At 65.7% G+C, this 24,062-nt stretch carries 18 protein-coding genes; 12 read left to right on the forward strand and 6 right to left on the reverse strand.

Annotated features, from left to right (window positions below):
- The first annotated feature begins 249 nt into the window (after nucleotides 1-249).
- The 6 genes from polA (at nucleotide 250) to BSF38_RS05405 (ending at nucleotide 8,814) form a co-directional block, all read left to right on the forward strand.
- Nucleotides 250-2,961: a DNA polymerase I gene (gene polA, locus BSF38_RS05380; RefSeq protein ID WP_076343796.1), complete on the forward strand. Its 2,712-nt coding sequence runs from the start codon at nucleotides 250-252 to the stop codon at nucleotides 2,959-2,961.
- Nucleotides 2,962-3,445: 484 nt separating this feature from the next.
- Nucleotides 3,446-4,201, forward strand: coding sequence for a dephospho-CoA kinase (gene coaE / locus BSF38_RS05385; RefSeq protein ID WP_076343797.1), 756 nt, complete (start codon nucleotides 3,446-3,448; stop codon nucleotides 4,199-4,201).
- 187 nt (nucleotides 4,202-4,388) lie between these two features.
- Nucleotides 4,389-6,332 (forward strand): transcription termination factor Rho, encoded by a 1,944-nt coding sequence (rho, locus tag BSF38_RS32575; protein ID WP_076343798.1) that lies wholly within the window; start codon nucleotides 4,389-4,391, stop codon nucleotides 6,330-6,332.
- Between the two features lie 246 nt (nucleotides 6,333-6,578).
- Nucleotides 6,579-7,049, forward strand: a complete 471-nt coding sequence (gene ribH, locus BSF38_RS05395) for a 6,7-dimethyl-8-ribityllumazine synthase (protein WP_076343799.1) — start codon at nucleotides 6,579-6,581, stop codon at nucleotides 7,047-7,049.
- A 12-nt stretch (nucleotides 7,050-7,061) separates the two neighbouring features.
- Entirely contained in the window at nucleotides 7,062-7,727 is a 666-nt protein-coding gene (locus BSF38_RS05400) for a DOMON domain-containing protein (RefSeq protein ID WP_076343800.1), read from the forward strand.
- Between the two features lie 115 nt (nucleotides 7,728-7,842).
- Nucleotides 7,843-8,814 (forward strand): alpha/beta hydrolase, encoded by a 972-nt coding sequence (locus BSF38_RS05405; protein ID WP_076343801.1) that lies wholly within the window; start codon nucleotides 7,843-7,845, stop codon nucleotides 8,812-8,814.
- Here BSF38_RS05405 and BSF38_RS05410 read toward each other — a convergent pair.
- The 4 genes from BSF38_RS05410 to BSF38_RS05425 all read right to left on the reverse strand — a co-directional run bounded on the left by BSF38_RS05410 (nucleotide 8,777) and on the right by BSF38_RS05425 (nucleotide 14,993).
- The gene (locus tag BSF38_RS05410) at nucleotides 8,777-11,185 is read right to left on the reverse strand and encodes a tetratricopeptide repeat protein (protein ID WP_145951978.1); all 2,409 of its coding nucleotides are present in this window, start codon (nucleotides 11,183-11,185) and stop codon (nucleotides 8,777-8,779) included. The genes BSF38_RS05405 and BSF38_RS05410 overlap by 38 nt on opposite strands.
- Nucleotides 11,186-11,283: 98 nt before the next feature.
- Nucleotides 11,284-12,678: an MFS transporter gene (locus BSF38_RS05415; protein WP_083712711.1), complete on the reverse strand. Its 1,395-nt coding sequence runs from the start codon at nucleotides 12,676-12,678 to the stop codon at nucleotides 11,284-11,286.
- 129 nt (nucleotides 12,679-12,807) lie between these two features.
- Nucleotides 12,808-13,992, reverse strand: a complete 1,185-nt coding sequence (locus BSF38_RS05420) for a glycosyltransferase (protein ID WP_076343804.1) — start codon at nucleotides 13,990-13,992, stop codon at nucleotides 12,808-12,810.
- Entirely contained in the window at nucleotides 13,989-14,993 is a 1,005-nt protein-coding gene (locus BSF38_RS05425) for a DUF1573 domain-containing protein (RefSeq protein ID WP_168189314.1), read from the reverse strand. Before BSF38_RS05425 ends, BSF38_RS05420 begins: the two co-directional genes overlap by 4 nt.
- Nucleotides 14,994-15,554: 561 nt before the next feature.
- Between BSF38_RS05425 and BSF38_RS05430 the strand changes: the two genes are divergently transcribed.
- The 4 genes from BSF38_RS05430 (at nucleotide 15,555) to BSF38_RS05445 (ending at nucleotide 18,626) form a co-directional block, all read left to right on the forward strand.
- Nucleotides 15,555-16,037 (forward strand): STAS domain-containing protein, encoded by a 483-nt coding sequence (locus tag BSF38_RS05430; RefSeq protein ID WP_083712712.1) that lies wholly within the window; start codon nucleotides 15,555-15,557, stop codon nucleotides 16,035-16,037.
- A gap of 19 nt (nucleotides 16,038-16,056) precedes the next feature.
- Entirely contained in the window at nucleotides 16,057-16,422 is a 366-nt protein-coding gene (locus BSF38_RS05435; protein ID WP_076343805.1) for an STAS domain-containing protein, read from the forward strand.
- Nucleotides 16,423-16,745: 323 nt separating this feature from the next.
- Nucleotides 16,746-17,168, forward strand: coding sequence for a PilZ domain-containing protein (locus BSF38_RS05440; protein ID WP_076343806.1), 423 nt, complete (start codon nucleotides 16,746-16,748; stop codon nucleotides 17,166-17,168).
- Nucleotides 17,169-17,474: 306 nt separating this feature from the next.
- Nucleotides 17,475-18,626, forward strand: a complete 1,152-nt coding sequence (locus tag BSF38_RS05445; protein ID WP_083712713.1) for a serine hydrolase domain-containing protein — start codon at nucleotides 17,475-17,477, stop codon at nucleotides 18,624-18,626.
- 114 nt (nucleotides 18,627-18,740) lie between these two features.
- On the opposite strand, the gene BSF38_RS05450 is transcribed toward BSF38_RS05445, so the two are convergent.
- Both BSF38_RS05450 and BSF38_RS31220 read right to left on the reverse strand, forming a co-directional pair.
- The gene (locus tag BSF38_RS05450; protein WP_076343808.1) at nucleotides 18,741-19,601 is read right to left on the reverse strand and encodes an EF-hand domain-containing protein; all 861 of its coding nucleotides are present in this window, start codon (nucleotides 19,599-19,601) and stop codon (nucleotides 18,741-18,743) included.
- Between the two features lie 660 nt (nucleotides 19,602-20,261).
- Nucleotides 20,262-20,423 (reverse strand): hypothetical protein, encoded by a 162-nt coding sequence (locus BSF38_RS31220; RefSeq protein ID WP_168189315.1) that lies wholly within the window; start codon nucleotides 20,421-20,423, stop codon nucleotides 20,262-20,264.
- Nucleotides 20,424-20,761: 338 nt separating this feature from the next.
- On the opposite strand from BSF38_RS31220, the gene thrS reads away from it, so the two are divergent.
- Together thrS and BSF38_RS05460 are read left to right on the forward strand one after the other, a co-directional pair.
- Nucleotides 20,762-22,984, forward strand: a complete 2,223-nt coding sequence (thrS, locus tag BSF38_RS05455; RefSeq protein ID WP_237170749.1) for a threonine--tRNA ligase — start codon at nucleotides 20,762-20,764, stop codon at nucleotides 22,982-22,984.
- A gap of 12 nt (nucleotides 22,985-22,996) precedes the next feature.
- A complete protein-coding gene (locus BSF38_RS05460) occupies nucleotides 22,997-23,974 on the forward strand; it encodes a pyridoxal-phosphate dependent enzyme (protein ID WP_076343809.1) in 978 nt (325 codons plus the stop codon).
- The last annotated feature ends 88 nt before the right edge of the window (nucleotides 23,975-24,062 follow it).

Genomic DNA, 24,062 nt, shown 5'->3' on the forward strand with positions numbered 1-24,062 from the left:
AGCGGGTGCGACCGGCGCGTGCGGTCGGCCGGTTTGTTGATACTATGTCATACGAGAAGGGAAAATACGAAACCTGGGCCGGAAAAACCTGCGCGTGCAAATCGCTTCCGTTTGCTTTTGCGGAACAATCCGCACGGTCGTCAGAATTGTAAATCCCGCTCTCTCCAGAATCAAATCGATCGGACCGACAACAGGTTAGACGCGCCGCGCCCGGTGCGCAGTTCCCGCAGGCCGATGGAATTCTCAGTCATGGCGGATCGCCCTTCATTCTACATCCTGGACGCGTACTCCCTGATTTTTCAGGTTTTCCACGCGATTCCCGAGATGACTGGGCCGTCGGGCCAGTCAACCAACGCGGTCTTCGGGATCTTTCGCGACCTCCTGAATATTGCTCGCGACCGACATCCCGACTACCTGGCGGCGGCCTTCGACGGCCAGGGGCCCGTCTTCCGCTCCGACATCTACGCCGAATACAAGGCCAACCGATCCGCGATGCCGGACCTCCTCGTCCCCCAGATCGACGTCATCCGCCGCGTGTTCGAGGGCTTCAACGTGCCGGTCCTCGTCGAGCCCGGCATGGAAGCCGACGACGTCATCGCCACGCTCGCCCGCCGCGGCGAGGAGCGCGGGCTCGACGTCTTCATCTGCACTTCCGACAAGGACGCCCGCCAGCTCATCACGCCTCATATCAAGATCATCAACCTCCGCAAGAATTCCATCATGGACGCCGAGGCGCTCGAAAAAGACTGGGGAATCCGCCCCGATCAGGTGGTCGACTACCTGGCTTTAACAGGCGACACGGTCGACAACGTCCCCGGCGTGCCGGGAGTCGGACCGGTCCTCGCCTCCACCTACCTCCGCCAGTTCGGTACCCTCGAAAACCTGCTGGCCAACATCGACCAGGTGAAAGGACCGAAGAAACAGCAGATCCTGCGCGACAACGTCGACGTCGCCCGACGGGCGAAGACGCTGGTCGCGCTCCGCGAAGACTTGCCACTCGTGCTCGACTGGGACCACCTGAAGATGTCACCGCCCAACGAGCCGGCCTTGCGGGCGCTCTGCTTTGAGTCGGGTTTCCACCGCTTCATCGCCGAGATCGGCGGGGCGACGACGACCGAGGCCCCCGCGAAGCCGGCCACCGAGTGGAAGGCCGAGTACCGGACGATCGACACCCCGGAGTCGTTCCAATCGTTCGTGGCCGAACTCGGCCGACAGGAACGATTCTGCATCGACACCGAGACGACGGCCCTTGACCCCTTGCGAGCGAGCCTGGTCGGGATCGCGATCTCGTGGAAGGCCGGCGAAGGCTATTACATCCCACTGCGGGGGCCGATCGGCTACCGCCTGCTCGACCCCGCGCTGGTGCTCGAAGGGCTGCGACCGATCCTCGCCGATCCCAAGATTGAGAAGGTCGGCCAGAACATCAAGTACGACATGCTCGCCTTGGGCCGCGCCGGGGTGTCGATCGAGGGGCCGATCACCGACACCATGATCCTCAGCTACCTGCTGGAGAGCGGCGAGCGCAACCACAGCCTCGACCAGCTCTCGCAGCGGCTCCTCGACCATACGATGATCCCGATCTCCGACCTGATCGGCAAAGGGAAGAACCAGGCGCGGATGGATCAGATCGACGTCCCCCGCGTCACCGAGTACGCGGGCGAAGACGCCGACGCCACCTGGAGAATCTACGAGATCCTCGCCCCCCAGGTTCGCGAGCAGGGGCTCTGGGACCTCTACGCCGACCTCGAACGGCCGTTGATCTCGATCCTCGCCCGGATGGAAGCGATCGGCGTGAAGGTCGACGTGGAAAAGCTGGAGACGCTCTCCCGCGACTTCGCCATCCGCCTGGCGACGATCGAGGAGGAGGTCCACCGCCTTGCGGGCCGGCCGTTCAACATCAACTCGGTCCCCCAGCTTCGTCAGATTCTCTTTGAAGAGCTGAAGCTGCCGAAGCTTCAGAAGACGCCCGGCGGCGAGTTGAGCACGGCGACCGAGGTTCTGGAGGAGCTTGCGACCAAACACCCGCTCCCCGCGCTTCTGGTCCAGCACCGCCAGCTCTCGAAGCTGAAGGGGACCTACCTGGACGCCTTGCCGTTGCTCGTGCATCCTGACGACGGGCGGATTCACGCCTCGTTCAACCAGGGGGTCGCCGCGACCGGCCGCCTCAGCTCCAGCGATCCCAACCTCCAGAACATTCCGGTGCGAACCGAGGAAGGCCGGCAGATCCGCCAGGCGTTCATCGCCGGGGCCGACGACTGGCGGCTGCTGACGGCCGACTATTCGCAGATCGAGCTGCGCATCCTGGCCCACTATTCCGAAGACCCCGCGCTTCAGCGGGCGTTCGCCGCCGACCACGACATCCACCGGGCGGTTGCATCCCGGATCTACGGCGTGGCCGAGTCGGACGTCGATTCCGCGATGAGGCGGGTGGCGAAAACCGTCAATTTCGGTGTGATCTACGGCCTCAGCCCGTTCGGTCTCGCCTCCCGCCTGGGGCTCAAGCAGGCCGAGGCGGCGGCGTTCATCGACGCGTATTTCAAGGAGTACGAAGGGGTCGATCGGTTCATCACCCGGACCCTCGAAACCGCGCGGGATGCCGGCCGCGTCGAGACGATTCTGGGCCGTCGTCGGCCGATCGCGGGGATCAAGACGACGACCGGACGGAACCGCAACCTGGCCGAGCGGACGGCCGTCAACACGGTCATCCAGGGCTCGGCCGCCGACCTCATCAAGCGCGCCATGATCCAGGTCGACCAGCGGCTCCGCGAAGGCGGGTTCGAGGCCCGGATGATCCTCCAGATCCACGACGAGCTCGTGTTCGAAACCCCCGCCGCCGAGGTGGCGCGGCTGGCGGGCCTGGTGCGGACCGAGATGACCGGCGCGATGGCGCTTTCGGTCCCGCTCAAGGTCGATCTCGCCGTCGGTCGGAACTGGCTGGACGTCGAATCCCTCCCTTCGTAGGGCCGGATTCGACGGCCCCGCGACGGTCGTCCGAGGCGGCGCGCCGCCTTCGTTCAAGACGGCTGAATACTCGGGGCAATTCGAACGAAGAACCATTGCAGCACCGCGAACGATGGCGTATAAGTTAGTGGATGCTTCGTGAATGGCCGGCTCCCGACATACGGCGCTTTCCCATCACCCGCTTCATCTCCTTCCCGCGGCCTGCACCAACAGAGAAACGCCCAGGATTGAGATGATGGCCTCAAGACCTTAGACGCCCGCCTGCTCAATCCGAGCCGCACGCCGCGATCGTGCCGCCGAATGCGAGCTGGACTGTCCCCACCAACGCCTGGGTCGTGTTGACAACCCCGGTGTCTGACATGTGATCACACGTTGCGGATCGTGGGACGACTCTGGCTCGTCCCGTTCGCCGCGGACGTCCTGGGTCGCTTCAAAGGTTCGTGCGACGGCCTCCGATCCCTCGGCCGCAAGCTTCAGGATTCTCATGTTCGAAACCTCATCGATCACCGTCCCGCCCACGCCCGAGCGCCGCTCGCGCTGGAAGCACGGCGCGATCCCCGTGATCGGGGTGATTGGCGGGATCGGCGGCGGCAAGAGCGCCGCGGCGGCCTTGCTGGCGGAGCGCGGCGCGGTCGTGATCGACGCCGACGCGGTCGGTCACGAGGTCCTGCAACGTCCCGAGATCCAGGAGCGGCTCGTCGCTCGGTTCGGTTCGGAAATCATCGCCGCTCGCGATCTCGGCGTTGAAGTCGGTCCGAAGATCGACCGCCGCGCCCTGGGGAAGATCGTCTTCGCCGACGAGTCGGCCCGCCGCGACCTGGAATCGATCGTTCATCCGGCGATGATCGAGGAGTTCGAGCGGACGATCGCCGAGGCGCAGCGGAGTGGTTCCGCGATCGCCGTGGCGCTCGACGCCGCGGTCTTGCTCGAAGCCGGTTGGGACGGAGCGTGCGACCTAGTCGTGTACGTCGACGCGCCTCGGGCCGAGCGGCTGGCGAGGGTAGAACGGACCCGCGGCTGGTCGCGCGCCGACTTCGAGGCGCGCGAGGCCTCGCAGCAGTCCTGCGACGTGAAGCGACGGCGCGCCGACTACGTCTTGCCGAACGTCGCGGGCCCGGACGAACTGGCCGTCGAGGTCGATCGATTCCGCGAATGGCTCACCGCTTCCTCCGATCTTGCAGACGCGCGTCGTCCCTCGCCTTCGCCCGATCCCTCCGGGGGCCGGGCGGGCGCGACTTGAGGGGCGGCCGGTCGATGGTTTCAAGTCTTCTCGTCTCGCTTTCAAGGGCCCTGCTTCGCTCATGCTGATGGACACCACGCCTTGGATTCGGCGGCTCCCGCCGGACGTCGATCCCGCCGCAAGCCCGCTTTCGATCGCGCGGCTCGCCAAAATCACTCGTCAAGTCTGAACAGGAGAATGGATTACCATGGCTAATGAGACCCGCCCCCGCCGGGAGCCTTCCGGGACGTCCCGCATCCGCAAGTCCACCACGTCCACTCCTCCGCCCGTCGCTGAAGAGTCCGCCGGCGCCGCCCCCGCAAGCTCGATCACGCCCGCCCCGATTTCGCCGTCGCCGACGCCTCCGGCCGCCGAGACGTACCGCGATCGCGAACGCCCGGCGCGTGAGCCGTATCGCGAGGAAGGCCCCGCCGATCGCGAGCCGATCCGCTTCATCCGTCAGCGCGACCGCGAGCCGGCCGCCGAGCGTCCGGAGCGCGAGCCGGGCGGGTTGTCGATCCGCGAGCGCCTCGCCCGCGACCGTGGCGGCGACCGCGAGGCCGGCCCCGTGCACCACGAGGGGATTCCGATCGTCCGCGACCGTGACCGCGACCGTGAGCCGGCTCCGACCGTCCGCGAACGGGTCCGCGAGGCTCGCGACGCCGAGACGCCCGGCCCGCGCGAACGGTTCGACCGCGACGCCTCGTTCAACTCGCGCGACCGCGACTACGCCCAGACCGCGCGCCCCGAGCGTCCTGAGCGGCCCGCGCCGGCGCCCCCCGCGCAGCCGTACGGCGGCGAACTGCCCGCCGAGGGCTTTCCGGACGTCGAGGACGACGACATCTTCGGCGACGCCGCTATCCACGACCGGTATGAAGACATCAAGCGCGGCGAGATCCATCTCACCGAGCTTCAGAAGATGACGATGCCCCAGCTCATCCGCACCGCGAAGTCGGAGGGCATCACCGACTACATGGGGCTCAAGAAGCAGGATCTGATCTTCAAGATCCTCAAGGAGCGGGTCAAGCAGAACGGCCTGATGTACGGAGAGGGCACTCTCGAAGTCCTGCCCGACGGGTTCGGCTTCCTCCGCAGCCCCGACTACAACTACCTCCCCTGCCCCGACGACATCTACGTCTCGCCCAGCCAGATCCGCCGCTTCGGTCTCAAGACCGGCGCCATCGTCTCGGGCCAGATCCGCCCTCCCAAGGAGAACGAGCGTTACTTCGCCCTCCTCCGGGTCGAGGCCATCAACTTTGAAGACCCCGACAAGCTCAGCGAGAAGGTCTGCTTCGACGACCTCACGCCGTTGCATCCCCAGGGGCGCATCCGGCTCGAGACGACGAGTGAAGAAGTCAATATGCGGGTCGTCGACCTGGTCACGCCGATCGGCTTCGGCCAGCGCGGCGTGATCGTGGCGCCTCCCCGCACGGGCAAGACGATCCTGCTCCAGAAGATCGCCAACAGCGTTTTGACCAACCATCCCGAAGCCTACGTGATGGTGCTCCTCATCGACGAACGTCCCGAGGAAGTCACCGACATGGAGCGCTCGGTCAAGGGGCCGACCGCCGAGGTCATCAGCTCGACCTTCGACGAACCCGCCTCGCGGCACATCCAGGTGGCCGAGATGGTCATCGAGAAGGCCAAGCGGATGGTCGAGTTCGGCAAGGACGTGGTCATCCTGCTCGACTCGATCACGCGGCTGGCCCGGGCCTACAACACCGAGGCGCCGCACTCGGGCAAGATCCTCACCGGCGGCATCGACGCCACGGCCCTCCAGAAGCCCAAGCGGTTCTTCGGCGCCGCCCGGAAGATCGAGGAGGCCGGCAGCCTGACGATTCTGGCGACCGCCCTGGTCGACACCGGCAGCCGCATGGACGACGTGATCTTCGAGGAGTTCAAGGGGACCGGCAACATGGAGTTGCACCTTGAGCGCCGGCTGGTCGACAAGCGGATCTGGCCGGCCATCGACGTCAACAAGTCGGGCACGCGCCGCGAAGAGCTGCTGATGGACGCCGACGAACTGCGTCGCGTCTGGATCCTCCGCCGCGTCCTCAACGACATGAATCCGGTCGAGGCTATGGAGCTGCTGACCGGCCGCATGAAGAAGACCAAGACCAACGGCGAGTTCCTGACGAGTATGAACCTGTAATCAAGGTTTGCTCCTGGATCGCGGACCGACCGAGGCCGGACTCCCTTCTCCCCGCATATGCGGGGGGAAGGTGCCCCGCAAGGGGCGGATGAGGGGTCTTCGATCGCCTTGGCCCTGGATGAATCCTCATTACTCCCCCTCATCCGGCCTTCGGCCACCTTCTCCCTCAAGGGAGAAGGCATGCTCGCGACGGCCTGTCTTGATGGGTTCCCACGGCGATTTTCTGGATTTTGAAGTACAACAGCCATGCCGACTTTTGAAGGCGATTTCTCAACTCCTCCCGGCCGATTCGCGATCGTCGTCGCCCGATTCAATGCGCTCGTGACCGAGCCCCTGCTGGCGGGCTGCCGCGACGCCCTGGTGCGCCACGGCGTCGGCGACGACCGGCTCGACGTCTATTGGGTCCCCGGCTCGTTCGAGGTCCCGTTGATCGCCCGCAAGCTCGCCGAGGGGGGCAAGCACGCGGCCGTCGTCTGCCTGGGCTGCGTGATCCGCGGCGAGACCGGGCATTACGACCACGTCGCCGGCCAGGCCGCCGGCGGCGTCTTGCAGGCGAGCCTCGCCACCGGCGTTCCGGTCATCTTCGGCGTCCTCACCACCGAGACCGTCGAGCAGGCCCTCAACCGCGCCGGCCTCAAAGCCGGCAACAAGGGGACCGAAGCCGCCCTGGCGGCGATCGAGATGGTGAACCTGCTGGCGCGGATGGATTCTCGTTAGGAGTTTACGCCGATGACGTCGACACTCTTGCCGCAGGCTTTCTGGTTCCGCGTCGCCGCCTCCTGTCCCAAGGTCGAGGGGATTCCCCTTCCCTCGTCGAAGGGATCGCTCCTCGACTTGCCGGAAACCTGCAAGCTTCCGGAGTTAACTGTCCTCGATGGCCGCCCCTCGTGGGCGTCAGTCCGGGTCGGCTGGAACGCCGAGGGGCTGGGGATTTCGATCCTCGCCGACGGCCTCGGCGCGAACGCAAAAACCCCGGATCGTCCCGAGGGCTTCGCCACGGTCAACGTCTGGATCGACACGCGCGACACCCGTAACGTCAGCCGGGCGACCCGCTACGGCCATCGCTTTCTGACTCGACTGAAGCTGAGCAAGGATAAGAAGTCGCTGACCGCCGATGTCGAGCAGCGGCCGATCGCCCGCGCCACGGCTGACGCCCCGCTCGCCCCGTCCGACCTCCTCGTCTCACGCGTCGAGCTTCAGAAATCCGGTTGGTCGCTGGAGTTGTTCTTTCCCGCCCGCGCGCTCCACGGCTTCGACCCCGAGACCAACCGCCGGCTCGGCTTCGCCTACCAGATCTCGGACCACGACCGCGACGACCAGTTCCTCGGAATAGGCCGCGAGTTCCCCCTGGGCGAAAACCCCAGCTTGTGGTCGACCCTCGAACTCCAGCGTTGATCGACGGCCGACCAGGCGTCGACGGTCGTGAATGGAAAATCGCCGTCGATCTGGGGTACACTCCGCAACCGCGTTTTTCGACCGCCTCGATCCGATCCTCGTGAGAGATCGTTCCATGCCGCTCGACCCCCAGGCGCAGGACTTCTTGAGACGCCTGGCCGGGGCGGGATTGCCGTCGGTTTCAGAGCAGACCGTCGAACAGGCCCGCGCCCAGGTGAATCTGTCGACGCGCTTTCTGGGCAAGCCGCCGCGCGTCCACCGGGTCGAGGATCGGACGATCGCCGGGCCGGGCGGAGACCTTGCGATTCGCGTGATCACGCCGGAAGGAGCGGGGTCGGGGCCGATGCCGATCGTCGTCTTCTTCCACGGCGGCGGTTGGGTGCTCGGCAACCTCGACTCTCATGAAAACGTTTGCCGGTCGATTGCGAACGCCTCGAAGTCGATCGTAGCGGTTGTCGACTACAGGCTCGCGCCCGAGCATCCGTTTCCCGCCGCCGCCGACGACGCCTACGCAGCCCTCGTCTGGCTCTCGGCCCACGCGGCGGAGATCGGCGGCGACCCGTCGCGAATCGCCGTCTGCGGCGACAGCGCCGGCGGGAACCTGGCGACCGTCGCGACCCTCATGGCGCGCGATCGAGGCGGCCCGGCCGTCGCATTCCAGGCGCTCGCCTATCCGATCACCGATTTCGATCCCGACGCCGGCTCGTACCGGGAGTTCGCGGAAGGCTGTTTTCTGACCCGCTCCGAGATGCTCTGGTACTGGGATCAGTACGCCCCGAACCTCGAAGACCGACGCCGGCCGTACGTCTCGCCGAACCGAACCGACGACCTGTCGAAGCTGCCCCCCGCGCTCGTAATCACGGCCGGCTACGACGTGCTTCGCGACGAGGGCGAAGCCTACGCGCGAAGGCTGGCGGAAGCGGGGGTTCCCGTCACGCTGTCGCGGTACGACGGAATGATTCACGGATTCCTGCGCCGCTATCCGTTCTTCGATCAGGGTCGGGCTGCGATCGAGGAGATCGCCGCGGCGCTTCGCGAGGCGTTCGGCCTCACTGCGCCGTGCTCAGACGCTGACGGAGGCGGATGAATTTCTCCTGGAGCGAGCCGCCGCCGAGGTCGGGGTGCAGAATCGACGTACCTTCAATCAATTGCAGCGCCTCCTTGCGCCGGCCGAGTCGGTAGTAAGTCAGCGCCAGGTTGTACCGCGCGTCGAACCACGACGGCGAGCCCGCGGCGAGGTTGCGGAGGCGCAGGCGGTTGACGTCGATCGCCAATTCATAAACTTCGAGCCGGGAGTACAGGTCGGCCAGGTCGCGAAGCAGGCGGTCGTCGGCCGCGCGACGTGGCAGGCTCCAGCCCCGCAGCGTCTCCTGGGCGCCGCGGGGGTCGCCCTGAAAGAGCAAGGCCCGCGCCAGGCGGAACGTCAGCTCGGATCGCTGGTCTGCGTCGAGGGCCGATTCCTCGCCCTCCTTCAACAAGGGCTGGACGAGCAGGCGGACGACCAGGCCGAACCGGCGCTGCTGGAGATCGGTCGGAGAGTTCGAGGCGCACAGGTCGAGGAGCCGGATCGCGTCGAGGAAGTCCGGGCGCGACGCCGGATCAGCCCAGGTCGGGTGCTGCTGCGCTTCGCGCTCGGCCTCGACGTATCGTCCGAGCGCGGCCAGGGCGATCGTCCGCCCGAGGCGGGCTCGATAGCGCTGCGACGTCGTCAGGTTCATTCCGTTGCAGCGATCAAGGAAGTCGCGAGCCTGCCGGGGCTTTCCGAGCTTGGGAACCAGTTCGAGACGAGCTTCGCGAAGCAGTAATTCCACCTGGTCGGACTCGGCGCGCGATCGGGCCGCCTCCTGACTGTCGGTCAGGAATTTCGAGGCGACGGCGAACTCCGGGGCGAGCGCGTCGTCGTCGGCCGTAGCGAATTGCGTTTCGATGTGCCGACGCATGGCGTCGGCCAGAGCCAGCCGCGCGTCGATCCAGCGCGCGGCCGTAGGGGGGATCGCCGTCCAGAGCTTCTTGGCTTTCTCACGATCGCCGCGCGCTTGCTCGACGTTGCCGAGCAGCCAGCGGGCTTCGATCGCCGTCGGATCGTCCGGGAACTCGCGGATCTGGCGATCGAGGGCCTCGGCGTACGCTTGCGACGTGACCCCCGGCGCGCCGGCCGCCAGCGCTCGACCGCGCGCCAGGCACTGGAGCAGTCCGGCTTTGGGTCTCGACGCGCCGGCGTGGGGGGCGCCGACCACCTTTGCGAGCAGGGCGTCGGCTTCTTCGTACTTTCCCGCCTGGAACAAGAACCCCGCGCCGCGTAGCCGGTAGCCGGCCGCGGCCTCGTCGCCGCCGTTCTTCTCGGCTCGCGCCGCGGCTCTCTCCTCGAAACCGGCCGCCTTGACGGAGTCGCCCCGGATCTCGGTCCCTTCCGCGAGCGCGTCCCAGGCCTCCGGGTCGACTAGGTCGTCGGGCTCGACGCCCGACTCGGCCCATTCGGCCAGGGCGATCCGCGTCTCGGGCGCCTTCAAGATCCGAAGCGCCCGAACCTGTTGGAGCAGTTCCTTCTCCGCCGCGGCTCGACCGCCGTCGCCCGGCGCCCGCGCTTCGGTCAGGGCGATTCGAGCCAGAGTCAAGGCCTTGGCGGCTGGGGGCAGCTTCGAGGCGTTCACCACGGACTTCGCCTCGGTGAATTTCCTCGCGTCGGTGAGCACGCGGACGGAGACGTCGAGGACCTCGGCTTCAGGAGGGGGCGGATCGATCTTGGACGCTTCGGTGATCAGGGCGGCGGCTTCCGGGAGCTTTCCCGAACGTCGGAGCAACTCGGCCTTGATCAGCCCGTGATAGCCCGCAAGCCGTGGCTCCGTGGGGGGCTTCTCCAGCAGTTTGAGCGCCTCCTCGTCGCGCGCGAGTCGCGTCGGCGCCTTGGCGTCCTCAAGGTCCGCCCGATCGGCGAGGGCCCAGGCGAGGCGGAACCGGATGTTGTCGGGAAGTACGCCGGGCTCGTCGCTCACCACGGCCCGAAGCCTGGCGATCGCGTCGTCCAGGGCCGAGACCTCGTGCGCGCGGATCGCGGGGTCGGCGGGGAAGAGCGCATGCTGGTCGTGCCAGGCTCGCGCCTGCGCCCAGCGATACACCGCCGCCTGAAGCTGGAATTCCTTCACCCGCGGCTGGTCGGGATTCTTCTCGCGGAACCCGTCGAGGAGACCGACCGCCTCGTCCCAATTCGCCTGCTTGGCGTCGATGCGGGTCTCGGCCTGCGCCGCGCGATCGAGCGTCCCGGCCGTCTCGATCGCCAGGATCTCGCGCTGCGCGACGCCGACCGATACGTCGTTGATCTGCTTCTTCATACCGGCGAGATGCTGGCTGATCTCGTCGATCGGCGTCGGAGTCTGGGCGAGGGCGAGGGCGAACGAGAAGACTCCCGGCGCCGCCGCGACGATGACGAGCCGCTGAAACACATGCGACCATAACGACACGGCGAACGGTGTCCTTTCGATGCGACGACAGGCGCCGTCCTCGGTGTCGAGGAGGCGCCTGGTCTTGGGAACGGCCGTCGCCGACGTCGTCTTCGGCCTCAATGCACGGCCGGAGCGAGTTCCGGTTTGAGACCGGACTCTTCGCGGATCTCGCCGATCTGTTCTTCCTTAAACAGCAAAGCGAAGATCAGCATGCAGAACAGAGTCAGCAGGAACGGGCCCATCCAGATCCCCTGCCAGTTCTCTACCGTGACGCCGTCGACCACCTGCGTGAAGTAGCGGCGGACGTAGCCGGTGAGGATGCTGCCGACCACCGTTCCGAGTCCGTATACGAGGAAGATCAACAGGCCCTGGGCCGACGCCTTGATGTCCTTGCTCGCGGCGCGATCGACGAACATCTGAGCGACGACGAAGAAGAAGCCGAACGCGAACCCGTGCAGGGCGAGCGTCGTGATCATCAGCCAGAACGGATAACCGAGCGCCGAGAGCCCGAACCGGACCGCCCAGGCCCCTGCGCCGATGAGCATCGTCGTCTTGTACCCGAGCTTCGTCACCGCGAGCGGGATCAAGAGCATGACGACGCCTTCGGCGATCTGGCCGATCGTCATGTAAGCGCCCGTCTGCGTGGGATCGACGCCGATCGCCTCAAGGAAGTAATTCTCACAGGCGAAGTAGAAGGCCAGCATGATCCCCACCAGGCCGGCCACGACGGTCAGCACGGCGAACGACCGGAACCGCATCAGTTCCAGGCACTCGATCACCGCCGACCGCTTGTCGATCGGGTCGGTGTCCTTGGCCGGGACCGGCGGCGTGTGCGGGAGCGTCAGGCAATAGATCGCGTAGAGCAGCGAGAAGAAGCCCGACACCCGCAGGCAGTCGCGATAGTGCGGCTCGCCGACGAACGGCAGCTCGAAGACCTGCTTCAGCAGGGGGACGGCCGAGGCTCGCCAGGTCGACAAAAAGCTCTCGAACGCGCCGTGCTGCCCCACGAGGTCGAAGATCGACTGGTAGAACGTCAGATTCTGATAGTCCAGATAGGCGCCGAAGAACAGGCCGGCGGCGATCCAGCCGACCGTGCCCCAGAACCGGATCGCCGGGAAGTAATTCTGGTTCGATTCGCCGAGGCTGCGGAACGAGATCGAGTTCGTCAGCCCCATCGTGGGCATGTACAGGCTGCAATAGAAGAACAGGATCCAGAAGATCGGCCAGAACGTCGAGACGTAAGCCGCCGAGATCAGCAGCAGTCCTCCCACGAAGTGTGCGACGGCTAGGACGCGTTCGGTCGAGAAGTAGCGGTCGGCGAGCTGTCCCAGGATGAACGGACCGAGGATCGAGCCGAACCCGTAGACGGTGAAGACCCAGCCGATCTCGCGACCGTCGAGATTCAGACTGTTCGGCCCCAGTTGCTGGGCGAGCATCGGCAGCCAGATGCCCCACACGAAATACTGGAGGAACATCATGATCGACAGGCGCACACGCAGACCAAAGCTCATCGAGTAACTCCTTCGCTCGCGGACGTTCCCACCGGCTGCTGGCTCGCGGCCATCATCTCGAAACGAATCTAGCGTCACAAGCCGCGCGACGCCACGGGTTTTCGGCCGACGGCGAGGTTTCTCGCGGTTTCACGACGACCGACGCTCCGCAGCGTCGAGGTTCAGCGTCGCGAGCACGCCGGCGGCGACCGCCGCGCAGGAGTGTGCGCGAGCCCAGGCGTGCCGGGCGGCGGCCCGGCCGTCATCGGAGCCCTGTCTCAACGTCGCATCCACGGCCCCGACGAACGCCTCGCGGGTCGCGGCGACGTCGAACAGCTCGTCGTAGAGCTGGCATTCGGGAATCGACGTGGCCACGATCGGCCGACTCGAACCCATCCCGTCCATGATCTTGGTCGGCGAGCACGACCGGTTGAACGGATGGTCGATCAGGTAGGGGATCAAGATCAGGTCAAAGGCCTGGTAATAGCGCGGAAGCTCGGCCTGCGGACGCCAGCCGATCGCATGCACGTTGGGACGCGCCAGTAAACGAGAACACTTCTCGTACCAAGAGGTTTGGCTGGCATCGGGCGTTCGTCCCACGATCACGATCGAGGCGTTAGGGAACTCCACGCTCAGCCGGTCGAGCAGTTCCCAGTCCAGCCGATCTTCGAGCGTCCCGACGTAGCCGAGCAACGGGCGAGGCAGGTGGCTGATATCGGCCGGCGGATCGGCCGGGCGATCAAGTGGTTGATCGGCGAGAAAGGGACGCGGAGTCCCATGCGGGATGTGATGAATCCGTTCGGAGGCCTCGGGGACCGCAGCCCGCAGCTCCTCGGCTCGAAGTCTCGAAACGCAGACCGTGGCGTTCGACTTCGCGACCAGCCGCCGCTCCAGGTCGCGAATCTCGTCCGCCCGGCCCGGCCAGTAGAGCGTGTAATCGTCGAGGTTGTAATAGAGCGAGACCTCGGGGGCGAGCTGGTTCGCGAGGTGAAGATAATGAGGGTAGGTCATCACCAGCCCGCGTCGCGACCCGCCGTCGAGCCTCCAGAATTGGCGCACCGCTCTGGCGATCGGCCGCATCCCCAGGCTCGGATAACGCTTCATCCAGCCTGGGGGGAGCGTCAGGTCGCGGGTCCAGAGGCGCGGGCCTTCGCGCCTCTGCCGGCACGACGGCGACCAGGGGAAGACCCCTTTTCGCCAGCCGTTGACGTAGTCCATGCATCGCATCGCCAGCAGCGAGACGTCTGGATCGTCGAGTTCGCGGAACAGATTTTCCGTGGTGTACCAGCTCACGTCGGCGACGGCCAGCGACAGCCTGTGAGTCCGAGTGGTCACGGCCCGACCGTGGCGAACGTCTTGAGGATGGCGGCGGGCTCGTCCGGGATGTCGGTCTTGACCGTCAGCGTCGAGTGGAACGGCCCCGCCTGCGTGGGGGCCTTGAGCGTCAACTTGACCTGGTGCACTGGCTTCGCGCCGGTCGTCTGGTCGGCCGACTTCAGCTCGTCCTGGCTCGTAGAGAGATTGGTGATGCTGAACGCCTCCGACGATCGCACCAGGACGGTCTTGGACACGCTCTCACCGGGCCGCACCTGGCCGAAGTTGACGATCGAAGGAGTCAACGCCACCGCGCTCTGGATATTGGCGACGACGGCGATCGGGATCGCCGGGGTGGTCTCGTCGTTGGTGATCAGCGTGATCTCGTCCTTGAAGTAGCCGTTGGGGACGCTGGGATCGAGCGTCGCCGTGAGCGTGAAGTTGACCTGGCCGTCGACCGTCCGGACGGGCTCGCCCTTGGCTACCACGTTCGCCGAACGCGTCTTCATTTTAACCACGTCCCAGTCGGGACGCCCGCCGGCGTAGGTCACCGTAAGCGTGGCCGACGGCATCTTGTCGGTCCGACGGAAGATCCCGAAATCGACCAGCCCGGGATTGGTCACGATGTCGCTGCGGATGTAACAGCTCGTGTTGAGGTCGACCTCGACGAACGTCGGCCGTTCGAAGATCAACGTCAGGCCCGACGGCTTGGGACCGCTGAACTTCGTGGTGTCGACCGTCACCTCAATGGTCGTCTGCGTGCCGGGCGGGATGACCTTCGCGCCGACGTTCACGTTCGTGCAACCGCACTTGGCTCGCCAGTTGTTGATCCGGATTTCCTGGTCGGAGCGGTTGACCAGTGGAAACGAATAACGGAGCTGAGAGCCGCGAGCGACCGTGCCGAAGTCGTGGGCGCGCTCGGGGAGGGCCGAGGCCAGCCAGTCGAACTCCTGTCCGACCGCCCCGGCGCCGGAGCCCGCGAGGATGATCAGACAGCAACCGTTGAGCATCATCCAGCGCATCGGAACGACTCCCTTTTTCGTGCGGCACCCGCACACCGGCCCGGATCGAACCGGCTGGGTTCGACCGCCGCGACCTAACGTCATGCATGCTAGGAAATCCGAGGCATCCGAGCCAGCCCACATTGTACTCATCGAGCCAAGGGGGGACGAGCTTCAGTTCGCCGTCGCTCTCACCGGTTTGCGCGTCGAAACCGACCGCGATCGCGTGCACCAACCGTGAGTCGAACGATTTTCGGAGTCCCAGATCCTTCGAAAAAGAAGATCGGTCCCCCGGGCGAGTTCCAGGAACCAAAAAGGACGTTCGATTCGACGTAGGCTCCCGCCGCGAGGGTTGTTCGGGCTTTACCCGACGCTACTGCGACGGTCGCGCCTGGTGGGGAGGGGCGGCCGCGGGTAGGATGTGTCGGCTAGGCATTGCTGGATCTTCGCGCTGCGCCTCCTCAAAGCAAGTTTGAGACGCGGGAAATTCGAGCGGTTCCCATCGATCGACGGACTCAGGTTCGGCCGGTCGCGCTACGGCGGAACGCGCTGAGGCTCCCGTCCCCCATGCACAGGTGATCGATGTTGAAACCTTCGGTCCAAATTCATAATGTGGACGGGCTCTTGGTCGCGGAGTTCTGGGACTGTCTGCGTCTGGACCCGGCCCCAGTGCAAGAGCTGCGCAATCGTTACGAAGAACACGTGAAAGCCGGAGGACGACCGGAGATCGTCATCGATCTGGAGGGCATAGGCTTCGCCGGGTCGGCCGCGTTGGGGAACTTCGTGGCGTTGCACCGCACCGCCCGTCAGCACGGGGGGCGACTGGTCTTCTGCAAAGTCGATCCCACCGTGGCGGAGGTCTTCCGGGCCAGCCAGCTCGAACGCCTGTTCGAGTTCGTCGCCGATCGTAACACCGGGATCGCCGCGGCGAACCGACCGCAGGCGGACCCGGCCGCAACCGGAAACGCCCCGGAAATCATCGCCGACCGTCCCCGGCCCGCCAGTCCCGTCCAGGGCGGGTTGAGCCGGCTTCGTCGCAAGAAACCCGCATCCGACCCCGAATGATCATATCAGGATCTGAAACATGCCTCCAGCCGACCGGATCAATCTCACGGAGGTCGAGGGAGTCAAGGTTGTTCGTTTCCACGACCGCCAACTCTTCGACGAACGCACCGTACGCGAGGTCGCCGAACAGATCGCGGTCAGCCTGCCCAACGACGGCAGCCGCATCAAGATGGTGCTCGACTTCTCCGACGTCAGCCTGATCTCAAGCACGCTCCTGAGCAAGCTCATCCTGCTCCAGCGCCGGGTCGATGCATCCCACGGCAAGATGCGGCTTTGCGAACTGTCACCCGTCCTTCAGCAGGTCTTCCGCACCTCGAACCTCGACCGCCTGTTCGGCATCGATCGCGACCTTCGCTCGGCGCTCGAAGTCTTGCAATTGGTCTGATCGATCTCCCGGTCTTCCCCTTCCTGCCTTTCCATTCTCCGCCGGCGCGCCCGGCGACGACTCCGATCGTCGCCGGCCTTCGGCCTCCCCGGCCGTTCGAGGCGTCGAGAATCGGCAACGTCGCGTTCTCACCTTCCAAACGTATTACGCGTCGCGTCGATTTCGGCGACCTACCGTTGTATTGAAAGCCGTCGAGAACGGGCCGTCCGCGAGCCCGGCCGTGGCCGACATACTGGTTTGGATCGCCGAACTGTTCCGCATTCGAACGCGATGATGGGGTCTGCGATTGGAGTTCATTCCAGAGGAGGGTTCGTCCATTGAAAATGCAACACGACGAGAAGCGAGCGGCCCGGCGCGCGAATCAAGGTTCCCAAGGCCCCCACGTCTCCCTGGAACGACGCGCGTCCCCGAGGCTGCCCGCCGTCGACGAGCGGATCTGGGCCGGCTGGTGGGTCGACGACGATGAATTCACGACGACCGCCGCCCGGCTCGAAAACATTAGTCGGGGAGGCGCGAAGGTCCGGACGACCGTGGCGCCGGACGTGTCCCAGGACGTCTGGATCAGGCTGGCCGATCCGTCCTGCTCTGATTTCGTGCAAGCCACGGTGCTTGAAGTCGTGCCGACCCCAGAAGGGGATTTTGGGGTCCGGATGGTCTTCGACGAACCCTGCCCGGACGAGTTCTTCGACATAGTCACCAAAGGGTACTACGTGCACGATTTCGCCGACTCGATGACGGACGCTTGAAGCGGCCGCTCCCCTCGTCAGGCTCTCGTCCTTCGGCTTCTCGGCTCGAACCAGGAGAGCTTCGCGCAAATCAAGTCGAGCCGAGCCGACGGACCTTGCGGCCATTGCTCTGATCAGCCGACTCCCGCACAATAGCGCGTGGGCTCCGAGCTGTCGCGCCGTAACTCTCCAAGGCGAGCCTTTTATCGCCGAGGAAGACGAAGGCCAACGACTCTCAGAAAAGCTCGCCGCTCCGCGATGAAATCGCCATCCGAAAGACGTCTCAGCCGTGTGGGCGCGGGCGGCTTTCGGTTGAGGATGTTAGCGATGAAGCATGTCTTGCGACCGCTCTGGCTCTTGATCCTTGCTTCGCCATTGAGCTTCGCCGAGCCGCCCGGAGAGCCCGCTGCAAGCCTTCAGCCGTACGTCGATCGGGGCGAACTGGCCGGCGCGACGACGCTCGTCGCGACGCGCGAGGGCGTGTCGTCGCTGCAAGCCGTGGGGTGGGCTGATCGAGCGGCCGGCAAACCGATGCGGACCGACTCGGTGTTCTGGATCGCCTCGATGTCCAAACCGATCACGGCCACGGCGATCATGATGCTCGTGGATGAAGGCAAGGTGCGGCTCGACGACCCCGTGGAACGCTACCTCTCGGAATTCCAGGGACAATCGCTTGCGGCGGGAGTCGTCGACGGCCGTACGACCCTCAAGAAACCCTCGCATCCGATCACCGTTCGCGAAATCCTCTCGCACACCAGCGGACTCCCGTTTTCGACCGACGTCGAGAAGCCCACCCTGGATCTCCTCACCCTGGCCGAGAGGACACGAAGTTACGCCGCGGCTCCCCTCGAATTCGAGCCGGGAAGTCGGTATCGATATTCAAACGCGGGGATCAACACGGCGGGCAGGATCATCGAGGTCGTGAGCGGTCAGGCGTACGAAGCTTTCCTCGACGCCCGACTGCTGAGGCCCCTGGGGATGAGCGACACCACCTTCTGGCCGAACTCCGATCAGCTCGCGCGGCTGGCGACATCCTACAAGCCGGCGTCCGGAGATCCCAAGCTCGAGCCCCTGAAGATCACACAGCTCAAGTATCCGCTCGACGACCGCGGCCGGCAGCCCATGCCCGCGGGCGGGTTGTTCTCGACGGCCTCGGACATGGGCCGCTTCTGTCGGATGATTCTCAATCGAGGCGTCTGGGAGGGGAAGCGCCTGGTCTCAGAGCAAAGCGTCGCCGAGATGACCCGGAAGCAAACGGGCGCCCTGCCTGAGAACTACGGCCTGGGATGGTCCATCGACGGCGAATCGTTCGGGCACGGCGGCGCGTACGCGACGAACATGACGATCGACCCCGCCGGCGGCCGCGTTTTCGTTTTCCTCGTTCAACACGCCGGGTTCTCCGGTGACAGCGGGTCCAAGATCCTGTCGACGTTCTTGAACGCGGCGCGGAGCAGTCGCGGCGAGCCGCCGCGTCGTTGAAAAAAGTTCGAGAGCCCCGCCCGCGCATTCGAGAGCCCCGCCCGCGCATTGCGGACGGGACTCTTCGACTCGTTTCTTGAAAGCCCAAGGAACGGTCCAGCCGTCGTTGTCGCGTCACTGCGGACGGGCGGCGGCGGTCGGGGCTGGCTGGTTGGTCGGCGTATTCTCGACGGCGCTCCGGATCTGGTTGGGGATCGAGTTGGCTGGTTCGGGCACCTGGAGGTTCTTCAGTTCACGCACGAGAAGCTGGGCGCCGGTGCGGAGTTCCTCGTTCGTGATCTGACCGTCGTTGTTCGCGTCGATCACCCGGAAGACGACGTTCGCCGGATTCACGATGGCCTTGTCGAATTCCTCGCGGCTCACCGCGCCGTTCTTGTCGGTGTCGGCGGTCTGGAACGCAGCCTGAAGGCCGGCGCGTCCGACCTCGACGACCGCTCCGTTCAACTCGGACGGATCGAGCTGACCGTCGCCGTTGCGATCTGCGGTCAGGAACAGGCTCTGAACGCCGGTCTGAACGGCCTGTCTCAGCTCCGTGGCGTCAAGGTTGCCGTCGTGGTTCGAATCGACGGCGTTCATGATGTTCTGACGCGCCTGGTCGATGTTCGGCTTCTGTCCCTGTTGGGCAGTCTCTTGCTCGGTCCGCTGGAACACGAAGCGAAGCAGGGGGCGCTGGTTGAACAGGTTTTCACGTGCCTGGTCCGCTTCCTCCTTCGAGACCTTGCCGTCGCCATTGGCGTCGGCCCGGAAGAAGAAGCCGCCAACCAGCAGGTTGCCGGCGTCGACCGCTTCCTTCTGAGAGATCAGTCCGTCGTTGTTGCTGTCCGCCAGCTTGAACGCTAGTTTGGCCGTGTCTTGAAGGTCGCTCACGCTGTCGATCGGACCCGGAAGATCCTTCCTCTTGTCGTCGGCTCGCGCATTCGACAGGAAAGCCACGGCGATCATCGACACGATCACGACACTCTTGCTGAAGTGCATGAGAAATCTCCATACATGTTGAAATCGGGTTGCGAAATTCTTCGTAGACCTTGCGTGCGGCGGGCTGCCTCGGTTCAGAGCGCGGTCGACCCGGCCGGGCTTCGAGACTGCCCACGCCACAGGGAACGATAGGATTGCAATCCGAATACCAACCGTCGCGATAATGCCCAAAATGCGGGTTCGAGGCCCATTCATGGCGGAATCGGCCTCATGATTTCCCCTCATCCTGCCTATTCGACTCTCGGTCCACGCACGCCTTGATGAGACCTCCGGCGTAAGGCGACCCCAGGGCGCAGAGGGACGGCGATCATCGCGAAGCCAGGTTCCCGCGGCGATTTCGCAGCGCATTCCATGAGACGGATGCGCCGTGGGGCGGAAATCCACCGTCTGAGCGAGGCGGCGGGGAAATGCGGTCCATCTTGCGAGCCGCGACCATTCCCGCCCTCTTCCGTTGATTTCCGGCGACGCGCCGGGATGTCGGGGCTCGACTTCCGGTTCCAAACCGCGTTCGTCGTCCCGATGACGGCCTAGTCTTGGGCAGGAGCGTCGGCGCAGCGTGGCGCCGCGACCAGAAGCAGGTTGAAGGGTATGAGATCTCACCCAAAGCAGGTGCTCGATGATCGCAGGACAATCGAGCCAGGGACGGCGTCAGGTGTTGGTCTACAAGTTGAACGGCGGCCAGCCGATGACCGGCGAATTGACGGAGTTGAAGAAGACAGGGGTCCGCGTGGCCCTCTCGCAGGCGCTGAACAGCGGCGAGGTTGTGAGGCTGATTCTTCCTCCGTGCAGGAGCCGCCCTTCCTCGACCGGGAGGACCATCATCGGCCATGTCGTGGCCTCCGGAGCCGCTCCCACCGGCCATCTCGTCGGAATCGACTTCGGCTGGGAGACGGGCGTCGGTGGAAAATCACGGGCGGCCGCTCCTCAGGCGAAGCAGCCATGGTGGCGGCGCTTCCTCTCAAGAGGAACCCCGGAATCGCGTTCCCCCCGCGCTCCACGCATAACCCGAGGGCGCTCGCCGTCGCGCTGAAAACCACCTTGGCCGCGTCTGGGTCGTCGGACACTCGGGATTGGCAGTGGGGCGGCGGTTGGGTTACTCTGGTCGGTTTGGAATGGATGGCGGAACGTCCGGATCTCAAAGCGGTCCGACGACATCGGAGATGCGTTCGAAGATGCTCCAGATCAAGCTGCCGGATGGTTCGATCAAGGAATATCCCGAGGGAACCAGCCCGCGCGAGGTGGCGGCGGGCATCGGCAAGCGGCTGGCCGAAGCGGCGGTGGCGGCAGTCGCCAACGGCGCGATCGTCGACCTGGACCGGCCGATCGAGCATGGCGAGTCGAACGGCGATCCCGTCGAGCTCCGGCTGCTGACCTCGCGCGATCGCGAGGCGCTCGATGTGTTGCGGCACTCGACCGCCCACATCATGGCGCGGGCGATCATGCGGCTGTTCCCCGGCGTCCGCCTGGCCTTCGGCCCAACTACCGCCAACGGCTATTATTACGACGTCGAGGTCGACGGCCGGAGCATCTCGGAAGACGACTTCCCCGCCATCGAGACCGAGATGGCCCGGATCACCAAGGACGCCGAGCCGTTCGAGCGGTTCATGCTCCCGGTCGATCAGGCCCGTACGTTCGTCGCCGACCTGGGGCAGACCCTCAAGGTCGAGCACATCGACGACGAGCTGCACAAGTACGGGATTTTGAGCTTCTACCGACAGGGCGAGTTCGTCGACCTCTGCCGGGGGCCGCACATCCCCCACGCCGGCAAGGTCGGCGCGTTCAAGCTGCTCTCGATCGCCGGCTCGTACTGGAAGGGCCAGACCGACCGCTCGATGCTTCAGCGCATCTACGGCACCGCGTTCTTCGACAAGAAGGAACTCGACGCCTACCTCGCCCAGGTCGAGGAGGCCCGCAAACGCGACCACCGCAAGCTGGGCAAGGAACTGAATCTGTTCACGATCTCGCCGCTTGTCGGCCCGGGGTTGATCCTATGGATGCCCAAGGGCGCGATCATCCGCGGCATCCTCGAAAATTTCATGAAGACCGAGCTGATGAAGCGCGGCTACTTTCCGGTCTACACCCCGCACATCGGCAAAATCGAGCTTTATAAGACCAGCGGGCACTATCCGTATTACAAGGATTCGCAGTTCCCGACCCTGAAGATGCCCGCCGACGCCTCGGCGAAGGAGCTGCTCGACGGCCTGATCGCCGGCAACGTCGACGACGCCGCCCAGCGCGTGCTGCTCGGCAAGGCCGGCATCCCCGAGCGCCTGCCCGATCCCGCGTCGGAGACGAAGTTCACCAAGCCGTTCTTCGAGATGAGCGTCGCCGAGCGGATCGGCTACCTCGAACAGACCTGCGAGTTCGAGGAATACCTGCTCAAGCCGATGAACTGCCCGCACCACATCCAGATCTACGCCGCGCAGCCGCGCAGCTACCGCGACCTGCCGTTGCGGCTGGCGGAGTTCGGCACGGTCTACCGCTACGAGCAGTCGGGCGAACTGTCGGGCATGACCCGCGTCCGGGGGTTCACCCAGGACGACGCCCACCTGTTCTGCACCCACGAGCAAGTTCGCGGCGAATTCCGCGCGACGATGGAGTTGACCCAGTTCGTGCTCAGCTCGCTCGGGCTGTCCGACTACCGCGTCCGGCTCTCGAAGCACGATCCCGAAGATCCCAAGTACAAGGGGGCCGAGGGGGACGTCTGGCGGAACGCCGAGGACGACATCCGCTCGGTGCTCGACGAGATGAAGTTGCCGTACGACGAGGCGGCCGGCGAGGCGGCTTTTTACGGCCCCAAGGCCGACTTCATCGTCCGCGACTGCATCGGCCGGCAGTGGCAGCTCGGCACGGTCCAGCTCGACTACGTTCTGCCCGAGCGGTTCGGCCTCGAATACGTCGGCGCCGACAACCACCCGCACCGCCCGGTCATGATCCATCGCGCCCCGTTCGGCAGCATGGAGCGGTTCATGGGCATCCTGATCGAGCACTTCGCCGGCGCCTTCCCGCTCTGGCTGGCGCCCGAGCAGGTCCGCGTCCTGCCGATCTCCGACAAGGCGGCCGACTACGCGCAGAAGGTGCTCAATAAGCTGACCGAGGCCGGTTTCCGCGCCTCGCTCGACCACCGTCCGGAGAAGATCGGCGCCAAGATCCGCGACGCCCAGCTCGAGAAGATTCCGGTCATGTTCGTCGTCGGGGCCAAGGAGGCCGAGAACGAATCCGTCGCCTACCGCGACCGCCTGGCCGGCGACCTCGGCGTCATGCCGCTGTCGCAGGCGCTCGCCCGGATTCAGACCGAGACCGACGAACGCGTCTTCCACCAGACCGCGACGGCCGCCGCCCCTCCGCCGACCGAAGAGTCGGGCGAGCAACACGCTTACTGAGAGGCCGCACCGATGCCTTCAACCCCGATCGAAGTCGGCGGCGACCAGATTCGCGAGGCCGTGGAACGCCTCGCGCCCTGGGCGCACAAGACGCCGGTGCTGACTTCGAAGACGCTCGACGACCGAGCCGGGGCTTCCGTCTTCCTCAAGTGCGAGAACTTCCAGCGCGTCGGCGCATTCAAATTCCGCGGCGCGATGAACGCGGTCCTCCAACTGACAGACGCCCAGAAGGTCGCGGGCGTGGTCACGCATTCGTCGGGGAATCACGGCCAGGCGCTGGCCCTCGCGGGCAAGCTGCTCGGCGTGCCGGTGACGATCGTGATGCCCCACACCGCGCCGGCGGTCAAGCGCGAGGCGACGGCCGGCTACGGCGCGACCATCATCAGTTGCGAGCCGACGCTGGCCGCGCGTGAAGCCGCCGTGACCGCCGAGGTCGAAGCTCACGGCTTGACGCTCGTTCATCCGTTCAACGACTGGAACGTGATCGCCGGCCAGGCGACCGTCGCCTGGGAACTGTTCGACCAGGCGGGGCCGCTCGACGTCGTGATCGCTCCGGTGGGGGGCGGCGGGTTGATCTCGGGGACCGCGCTGGCCGCGCGCGAGCGGTCGGTGCGAACCCGGGTGATCGGCGTCGAGCCTGAGCGGGCCGACGACGCTCGGCGGTCGCTCGCAAGCGGCCGGATCGAGTCGGCCGGCGATCCCCGGACGATCGCCGACGGCCTGCGGACGACGCTCGGCGACCGCCCGTTCGCCGTGATCTCGCGGCACGTCGACCAGATCGTGACGGCCTCGGAAGCCGAGATCATCAACGCCGCCCGGTTCGTCTGGGAGCGGCTCAAGATCGTGATCGAGCCCTCCAGCGCCGTGGTCGTCGCCCCGCTCTTGAACCGCACGCTCGGCCTGGACGGCGGGCGCGTCGGCGTCATCCTCAGCGGCGGCAACGTCGACCTCTCGCCGTTCTTCGACGCCCTCGCCGCCAAGTGGCTCTAACGCCGCTCCGGTGAGTGTATGATTGATCCGGCCCGCTCCGGACGCGGCGGCGGCGGCCGGGGGATTCACTCGCCGGCGCTTCGGGCTT

Origin of the sequence: Paludisphaera borealis (assembly GCF_001956985.1) — a bacterium.
In the GTDB taxonomy this organism is placed as follows: domain Bacteria; phylum Planctomycetota; class Planctomycetia; order Isosphaerales; family Isosphaeraceae; genus Paludisphaera; species Paludisphaera borealis.